This is a genomic window from Hymenobacter sp., from assembly GCF_036387835.1.
In the GTDB taxonomy this organism is placed as follows: domain Bacteria; phylum Bacteroidota; class Bacteroidia; order Cytophagales; family Hymenobacteraceae; genus Hymenobacter.
Window position 1 is genome coordinate 76,442 of record NZ_DASVSY010000121.1, and the last position, 9,302, is coordinate 85,743.

General features: G+C 54.6%; 4 protein-coding genes. All 4 read left to right on the forward strand.

What is annotated here, in order from left to right; genetic code table 11:
• The first annotated feature begins 186 nt into the window (after positions 1 to 186).
• The 4 genes from VF639_RS24140 to VF639_RS24155 all read left to right on the forward strand — a co-directional run bounded on the left by VF639_RS24140 (position 187) and on the right by VF639_RS24155 (position 9,266).
• A complete protein-coding gene (locus VF639_RS24140; RefSeq protein WP_331148525.1) occupies positions 187 to 1,260 on the forward strand; it encodes a FecR family protein in 1,074 nt (357 codons plus the stop codon).
• 39 nt (positions 1,261 to 1,299) lie between these two features.
• Positions 1,300 to 4,719 carry a SusC/RagA family TonB-linked outer membrane protein gene (locus tag VF639_RS24145; RefSeq protein ID WP_331148526.1) on the forward strand — a complete coding sequence of 1,140 codons (3,420 nt, stop codon included), beginning with the start codon at positions 1,300 to 1,302 and terminating at the stop codon, positions 4,717 to 4,719.
• Between the two features lie 23 nt (positions 4,720 to 4,742).
• Positions 4,743 to 6,290: a RagB/SusD family nutrient uptake outer membrane protein gene (locus VF639_RS24150; protein WP_331148527.1), complete on the forward strand. Its 1,548-nt coding sequence runs from the start codon at positions 4,743 to 4,745 to the stop codon at positions 6,288 to 6,290.
• Between the two features lie 183 nt (positions 6,291 to 6,473).
• The gene (locus tag VF639_RS24155) at positions 6,474 to 9,266 is read left to right on the forward strand and encodes a glycoside hydrolase family 2 protein (protein WP_331148528.1); all 2,793 of its coding nucleotides are present in this window, start codon (positions 6,474 to 6,476) and stop codon (positions 9,264 to 9,266) included.
• Positions 9,267 to 9,302 lie beyond the last annotated feature (36 nt).

Sequence of the window (9,302 nt, forward strand, 5' to 3'; positions counted from 1 at the left end):
CTTTCAACTAAGATTTAGATATAATTACTTGATTTACTTAAATTTAAAAGGTGGGGGTACGGATTGAAGTGGGTAGGGTTGGGCTTTTCAAGAAAAAAGTTGGAAAGGTATGAGTATAAAATACTGGCGTAGCCGTGATAGGAGATATAAAAGCTAAAACAGCATTATTCCCTACACAGCTTTCACATGACGTACGACTCGTACTCTGTTGAGGAGTTTCTCACCGACGAATCTTTTCAAGCTTACGCCCTTGATACTGACGAGGATTCGCTTCGGTTTTGGGAAACCTGGATCAGCCAACATCCGGCTCGGGCTGCGGATTTTTATCAGGCGGCTGAGTTACTACGGTTGCTGGCGGCCAATCAGCGCTCAGTGCCTGACCATATCAAGCAGCAAGAGTCGCGCAAGCTCTTAGCGGCCATCCAGCAATCTAGTCGGCACGAGTTGCCGGCCTTGCTGACCCGCACCCGGCGCCAACGCCAGACCCAAGTGCTGAAGCTTCTGGCAGCAGCGCTGGTTTTAATAGGTGGCAGCACTACGTACTGGCTACAGCGCGAGACTACAACCCCTCCCAACCTTGTTCGGTACGTGACGCCTTACGGCCAACAGCGGAAGCTATCACTACCCGATGGCTCGGAAGTGGTGCTCAACGCCAACTCCACTTTAAAAACGGCCGCGCATTGGGCTTCCAATCAACCACGCGAGGTATGGCTATCGGGTGAAGCATATTTCACTGTGCAACACACAGCTCCGGCCGCTATGCAAGACGTGGCGGCAGCGCCATCGAACGCCAAATTCGTAGTACATATTGGCACGCTCGATGTAGCCGTGCTCGGCACTAAATTCAACGTGCTTAGCCGCCACGGCAAAGCGCAAGTGGTACTCAACTCCGGCAAGGTTCAGCTCACTAACCACCGCCAGGCGCGCACCGAGCAGGTGCTTATGAAACCTGGCGAATTGGTGGAATACAGCAGCACGAAGTCAGTGGCTGTGAAACGCGTGGTGAACCCTACGCTCTATTCTTCTTGGACGGACGGCCGCTTGAGTTTCGATGGCAGCACAGTAGCGGAAATTGTGCAGATGCTGGAAGAAACCTACGGCCTACAAATAGAAGTGACCGACAAGCAGCTGTTAGAGCAGAAAATGACCGGCACTTTACCGAACGGCAACGACCAGATACTCTTGACAGCTTTAAGCAAGGCTCTCAACGTGAAGATCGACCGTCATGGCAAGCAAATCCAGATTCATTCGGCAGACTAACGCTGCAACCACTGAAACAACCCTCACAAATTCCTACCTATGAAAAACTATACACCTCCGGTTAAGCTGCTCCTGCCCGGGTTACTGCTTGGTTGCCCGGTTATTGCTTCTCAGGCGCAGAGCACTGCCATTGCCTCCATTCACTCGAGCCCACAACTGAAGACAAATGGTAAAGCTTCGTTTACTCAAAACAACGCACGACGCTCTCTGGCAAGTGTGCTCGAGGACTTTAAGGCACAGCATAAAGACGTGTCTTTTTTCTACCGTACCGACATTGTTGCAAACAAGTTTGTCAGCGCTGAACGGCCCGCGTTCAAAACCTGGCAAGAAGAGCTAGCCTATATTGTCGGGCAAAGCAACCTGCAAGTGGAGAAGATGCGCGACGACTTGTACATCATCTCCCCTGCTTCCACTTTCGGTCCTTCAGGACAATCGATTGCGGACCCTATTGAGGAGCAGCAAGCGCCAGCGGTGGTAGTAAAGGGGAAGGTGACTGGTACCAACAACGAAGGTCTACCGGGCACAACGGTAGTAGTAAAAGGCACTACGGTAGGCACTAGCACAGATGTAAATGGCGAGTTCAGCCTTAGCGTGCCCGATGCCAATGCGACGCTAGTAGTGTCTTCCATCGGCTTTGTCACCCAGGAAATTCCGCTCAACGGCCGCACCACGCTCACCATAGCCCTGGAAAGCGACACCAAGGCCTTGGATGAAGTGGTAGTAGTAGGCTATGGTGCACTCCGGCGCGAAGATGTAACCGGCTCTATTTCAACAGTGAAAGCCGAAGATATTCGTACGGAAGGTTCCAACACGCTCACCCGCTCATTGCAGGGCCGCGTAGCGGGCGTGCAAATCGAAAGTAGCACCGGTGCGCCCGGTGCCGGCCTGCGGGTGCTGGTGCGTGGGGCGGGCTCTTTCAATAATACCAACCCTTTATATGTTGTAGACGGCGTGTGGGTAGACAATATCAATTACTTACAGCCTTCCGATATAGCTTCTATTGATGTATTAAAAGACGCTTCGGCAGCTTCTATCTACGGAGCGCAGGGGGCTAACGGAGTAGTTCTGATTACCACCAAATCGGGCAAGAAAGGCCCGATTAAGCTGGATGCCAACGCGTATTACGGCGCGCAGAAAATAGTGAAGACTCTTGATGTGCTAAATGCTAGGGAATGGGCCACTGTCAGCAACGCGGCTCACGCCAACGCACCCGGCACAACCCCATTGGCCATTGCCAAAGACCCGGACGCGCTGGGGGAAGGTACCGATTGGCAAAAAGAAATTTATCACGTAGCGCCCATTCAGAACTATACCGTCGGGGCTAGCGGCGGCGGCGACAACTACAATTTCAGTATCTCGGGGGGCTACTTCGGGCAGAAGGGCATTGTGAAGGAAACGAATTACACTCGCCTGAACCTGCGCATCAAGTCGGATTTCACGAAGGGACGTCTCAAGCTAGGCGAGAGTATTATTATGAGCCAGGAATATTGGCGCTATACGGCCGGCGGATGGGGTGGCCAGGGCGGCAACCCTTCGGGCTCGGCCCTGAAGATGATTCCGGCTTTCTCTGTGTATGACCCCACGGCATTGGGTGGCTTCAGCGGCGCCTCCGGACCGGTTGTAAACGTTGCCAACCCGGTGGCTATGCTTTACTTGGAAAAACCAGAGAACCGCAACTACAATGCAATTATTAATGCTTACGCGGAAATAAGTTTAATAGAAGGGCTGAAATACAAGTACAACCTGGGGTATACCCCTGGCTTCAGCCATTACTCTAGCTATACCTACCCGTACCAAGTGGGCACGCTGTTTCCCAACGCGGATGCTGACTTAAACGAAAACAGAAGCCAGTCTGGCAACTGGCTGCACGAAAACACGCTTACCTACGCCAAAACCTTTGGTAAGCACGGCCTGAACGTACTGGCGGGCTACACGTTTCGAAACAACCAGTACCGGTATCTGGGCGCGGCGAAAAGCAATATCCCGCTAGGCTTGCAAGTCATCGATGCCGGCAACCTGAACCCGGTAGCCAGTAGCAATGGCAACGAAAGCACTACAATTTCCTACTTGGGCCGCCTGGTTTACTCGTTCAACGACCGGTATGTATTCACCGGCACCTTCCGCCGTGACGGGTCGTCCCGCTTCGGGCCAGATTACCGCTACGGTGATTTTCCTTCAGTAGCCTTGGCGTGGAATGCCATCAACGAACCCTTTTTCCAACCGCTGCAATCTGTTGTTTCCAACCTGAAAGTACGGGCCAGCTACGGCGTACTGGGTAATCAGAACTTCAATGATTACCTCTACTACTCCACTATCGTTCCGAATACCAACTATGTTATTGGTACCGGACAGACGCTGTGGGGCGGAGCCATTCAGGTAAGCTTAGCCAACGAGTACATCAAATGGGAGGAAACCAAGTCGTCTAACGTGGGCATCGACTGGGGCTTTTTCGATAATAAGCTCTCGCTCACCACTGACTACTTTGTGCGCAAGAGTGAGGGTGCTATCATTGGGGTGCCCATTGCTGGCTCAAATGGCTCCCTTACTAACCCGGTATTCAACGCGGGCACCATTTCCAACCGCGGCTTTGAGGTCGCTCTGAACTACACCAGCACCAAAGGCGACTTCACCTATACTTTGCTGGGCACGGCCACGGCTATCCGTAGCAAGGTAGATGAGTTGGCCACAGGCTCGCAGCAAATCTTTGGTGGTCAGCCTACCTTCCAGGGTGCCCAAGCCACGGTAGGTCAAGCGGGCATCCCTCTGGGAGCTTTCTTCCTGATTAAAACTGATGGTATCTTCCAGTCGCAGGAAGAAGTGGATGCTTATGCCATCGAAGGCCGCAAGATTCAACCAAATGCTAAGCCCGGCGACATTCGGTTTGTCGACTATAACAATGACGGCCAGATCAGCCAAGCCGACCGGCAGCTCCTCGGCGACCCTACGCCCGACCTTTCCTACGGGTTTGGCGGCAACCTAGCCTGGAAGGGCTTCGACCTGAGCGTGTACCTGCAAGGCACCTATGGCAACAAGATCTACAACGGCGTGCGCCAAGACTTAGAAGGCATGAACCTAGAGCAAAACTACGGTAAAGCCACTCTAAATGCCTGGACACCCGACAACCCCAACACCGACGTACCCCGGGCGGTAATCAACGACCCCAATGGCAACGGACAGACCTCCAGCCGCTTCCTGGAGAATGGTTCCTACCTGCGGTTTAAAACCCTGCAGTTCGGTTACACCCTCCCGGCCTCGGCCATTGGCGCGCTGAAAGTGACTTCCTGCCGGGTGTATGTGAGTGCCGATAACTTGTTCACCATCACCAAGTATAAGGGCTATAACCCCGACTTGGGCCGCTCCGAAGGCGGCACCAACATTCTGGACCGGGGCGTGGACCGGGGCTACGGCATCTACCCGTTGCAACGCACTGCTTTGGCTGGCATTCAACTTTCTTTCTAAATCCTACCTCAAGATACCCCACCATGAAACGCATTCTTTGCTTTGCGCTATTATCTAGCCTAGCCTTTTCGTGCACCGATGAGCTAACCCAGCTCAACCCCAATCAGCTACCCGTTGTAACCTACTGGAAAACGGAAGCGGATATAATGGGGGGCTTGGCAGGTACCTATAAAACCTTCAAGGCTCCTTTCAACGGCTACTTCGGCTATAAAGGGGTGCAGTTAGTTAACGGCCGCGGCGACGACTTTTTCATCCGCAACGACTCGCGGGACATGTACCAGTCGACTACGTTCACCAATAATGCCACCACGGGGCAAGCCGATGCGCTCTGGAGCGGCTGCTACCGCGGTATTTTCCGGGCAAATCAGGTAATCGAGAAAATACCGACCATTCCCATGTCGGATGAGTTGAAAGCCCGATACACTGCGGAAGCGAAGTTCCTGCGGGCCCTTAACTACTATTATTTGATCATCAATTTCCGGGATGCGCCCGTTATCCTAACGGTACCCACGGAACGAGAGCAATATTCCAACCCTAAAGCTCCGAGGGCCGAGGTGTGGGCGCAGATTGAGGCTGATTTTCAGGAGGCCAAAGCAAACTTGCCCGTTTCGTGGCCGGCGCAATGGGTGGGCCGGGCCACGCAGGGCGCTGCCATTGGCTTTTTGGCAAAGTCATACGTCTACCAGGAGAAATGGGCAGCGGCCGAGAACGAGTTTAAATTGATAGCGCAACCTTCGGGTCAACCAAAGGCGCCTTACAACTACGACCTACTAGCCAACTACGAAGACAACTTCCTGAAGGAGAAGGATAATAACATAGAGTCTTTGTTCGAGATTCAGATGCAAAATGTGGGCGGCAACGACCTGGGGGGCACCGAAAACGGAAGCGGCAATGAAACGCAGGGTTCTACCACGGCGCAGGCCATGGCTCCTTCCGAAGCCGGTGGCTGGTATCAAGGCTACCCTACTCAAAAGATTTTCCGGGAGTTTCAGCACGAAAAAACCACGACCGGCGACTTCGATCCGCGCATGTACGCCAGCTTGATCTGGGAGTATCCAGGAGCTATGTTTTACCGCAAGCCCTACACGCTCGCTAATTTTCCCAACCCCTTCGGAAAAGTCTCGCGGGTAAAAAAGTACCAGAACTACACGCAAATCAACGAGATTAGTACTGGTGCAGTCAGTGCTATGATTTCTGATATCAACGAGAAGGCTCTGCGCTACGCGGACATCCTACTGCTCTATGCCGAAACGGTAACCAAACTCGGCCGTCCAGCCGAGGCATATCCGCTGGTGAACCGCATTCGGACCCGCGCCAGTCTAGCACCTCTGCCTGCTGGCTACAGCGCCGACCAAATGATGGCTGAAATCCGCCATCAACGCATGATCGAGTTCTTCCGCGAAGGCCAACGCTTCTATGATTTGCGCCGCTGGAACTTGCTGGAGCAAGAAATCAAAAACAGCGACAAAGAAGGCCGTGAATTCTTCAACGTGGTCCAGCATGCTTATTTCCCCATTCCGCAGAGCGAGATTAACACCAACCCCAACATCACGCAAGACCCTGCTTGGTAGCCTGGCTCGTGATTAAGAAATGTCTGATTTAGTATCAGCAGTGTGGTACCCGGGAATTACACTCCTGGTGCTGCGCTGCTGATGTTGTTTTCAGCCAAGCAAATGCCCGTTGAACCCGACCTTTTTCCAAGCAAAGTATAGCAGCGGTAAAGGTTTGCCCAAGTTCACCTACACCAACTCAGAATGCGAAAAATAGCTCTACTAGCAACCAGCCTGCTTTTCCTTGTCTGCCCAACTACGTTTGCGCAGCAAACCGTGGTGCAGTACCTCTCCGGCACGGACAAAGACCACACCGTGCAGTGGGATTTTTACTGTACCAAAGGCCAGAAAAGTGGCAAGTGGGACAAAATAGCGGTGCCCTCCAATTGGGAGCAGCAGGGCTTTGGCACCTACAACTACTTCCGCGACGAAGTAAATCCCGACGAACAGGGAATGTACAAGCACACGTTCCGGGTGCCCGGCGCGGGCAACGGCAAGCGCGTGTTCATCGTGTTCGAGGCGTCGATGACGGATACCGAGGTCAAGATCAACGGGCAGTTGGCGGGGCCGGTGCACCAAGGCGGCTTCTACCGTTTCAAGTACGATATTACGAGCTTGCTGAAGCCGGCCGGTACGGACAACCTGCTGGAAGTGAAGGTGAGCAAGCGCTCCGCCAACGAATCGGTGAACCAAGCCGAGCGCAAGGCCGACTTCTGGCTGTTTGGGGGGATTTTTCGGCCGGTGTACCTGGAGATTGTGCCGCCTACCTACATCGACCGGATTGCGCTCAATGCTAAGGCCAACGGCTCGATGAGTGTAGATGTGTTTCCGGTGAACGTGAAGGCCGGCCAGAAACTCCAAGCCGAAGTGCAGGAGCTGAATGGCAAGCGGGTTGGCAGCTTGTTTGCCGGGCAGGCCAGTGCCGGCCAAGAGAAGACGACGTTGCGCCAGCAATTCCAAGGCATTCAGGCCTGGAATCCGGAAGCGCCCAAGCTGTATAACCTAGTGGTGTCCCTTACCGATGCCAAGGGCGCGATGCACCGCGTGAAGCAGCGGTTCGGCTTCCGCACCATGGAGCTACGGCCGCAACAAGGCATGTACGTCAACGGGAAAAGGATCGTGCTCAAGGGCGTGAACCGCCACAGCCAATGGCCGGAATCGGGCCGCACGCTGAGCAAGGAAATCAGCTTGCTGGATGTGAAGCTGATGAAGCAGATGAACATGAACTCGGTGCGCATGTCGCACTACCCGCCCGACGCGCACTTTCTGGATGTGTGCGACTCGCTCGGCTTGTTTGTGCTCGATGAGCTAACCGGCTGGCAAGCCAAATACGACACCACGGTAGGCCGCAAGCTGGTGCGCGAGCTGGTGGTGCGCGACGTCAACCACCCGAGTATTATTTTGTGGGACAACGGCAACGAAGGTGGCTTCAACTTCGCCCTCGACGGCGACTACGCCCTCTACGACCCGCAGAAACGCCCCGTCATTCACCCGTGGGAGCGGTTCAACAACACCGACACCAAGCACTACCCCGACTACAACTACGTGGTCAATTCCGCCCTCTACGACAAGGAAGTATACTTTCCCACCGAGTTCATGCACGGCCTCTACGACGGCGGCCACGGCGCGGGCCTGGAGGATTTTTGGGGGTTGATGCTGAAGCATCCATATTTCGGCGGGGGCTTTCTGTGGTCGTTTCATGATGAAGCCGCGGCCCGCACCGACCAGAACGGCAAGCTCGACGCCGCCGGCAACTCCGGCCCGGACGGCATCTTGGGGCCGCACCGCGAGAAGGAAGCCAGCTTCTACACCATCAAAGAGCTATGGTCGCCGGTGGTTATCGACAAGAAGTTTCTGGCGCCCGGCTTCGATGGGCGTCTGGAAGTGGAGAACCGCTACCTGTACACCAACCTCAACAAGTGCACCTTCACTTGGAAGCTGGTTTCGTTTCCGCTGCCCGCCGACAAAGCCACCGCCCCCAAAACCGATGCCTCGGGCGCCGGCCAGCCAGAGGCGCTGGCACCGGGGGCGAAGGGTTTTCTGGCGCTGAACTTACCGGCCACCTGGAGCAAAAGCGACGCGCTGTACGTAACGGCCACCGGCCCCGACAAGCGGGAAATTTTCACTTGGAGCTGGCCCATCAAGTACCCCAAAAACATCGAGAAGAAGTATGCGGCAACACCGGCTTCAACCAAAGTAGAAGTGCTAGACCAGACGAATACGCTGGTAGTGAAAGCGGATGGCATCAGCTACTTCTTCGACAAAACCACGGGCTACGTGCAGAAAGTCACCAACTCGAAGGGCGATATTTCGTTGTCGGGTGGGCCGGTGCAGGCGGGCGTAGCGCACACGTTGAAGCAGTTCAAGCATTCGGTGCAGGGCGCGGCCAACGTGGTGGAATCAACCTACGAAGGACCGTCCAACTTCTACGTGAAGTGGGTTTTCGAGCCGGGCAAGCCGGCCAAGCTGGACTACCGGTATTCGCAGAAAGGGGAGGCCGATTTTATGGGCATCACCTTCAACTACCCCGAGGAGAAAATTACGGGCATGAAGTGGCTCGGCCGCGGCCCGTATCGGGTGTGGAAAAACCGCATGAAAGGCCAGCAGTTCGGCGTGTGGCACAAAGACTACAACAACTCCATCACCGGCGAAACCTGGCAGTACCCGGAGTTCAAGGGCTACCACGCCGAACTGTATTGGGTGGTCGTGGAGAACAAGGAGTCGCCGTTTACGGTGTACACCGATGATCAGTCGCTGTTTCTGCAAATGCTGAAGCCGGCGCGTCCGGTTGGAGCCAAGAACGAGAATACGTCGGGGGCTTTTCCTGAGGGCAACCTTGGCTTCATGAATTCCATTGCTGCCATTGGCACGAAGTTTCAGCCCGCAGCCTCCATGGGCCCGCAAAGCCAGAAGAACACCATGCTCAACTACACGCCTATTAGTGGCAGCCTGTGGTTTGACTTCCGGCCACAAAACTCGACGGAAACGCCTAAATAGAACGTTGTCATTCCGATATTCCGCGTCTCCAGCGGC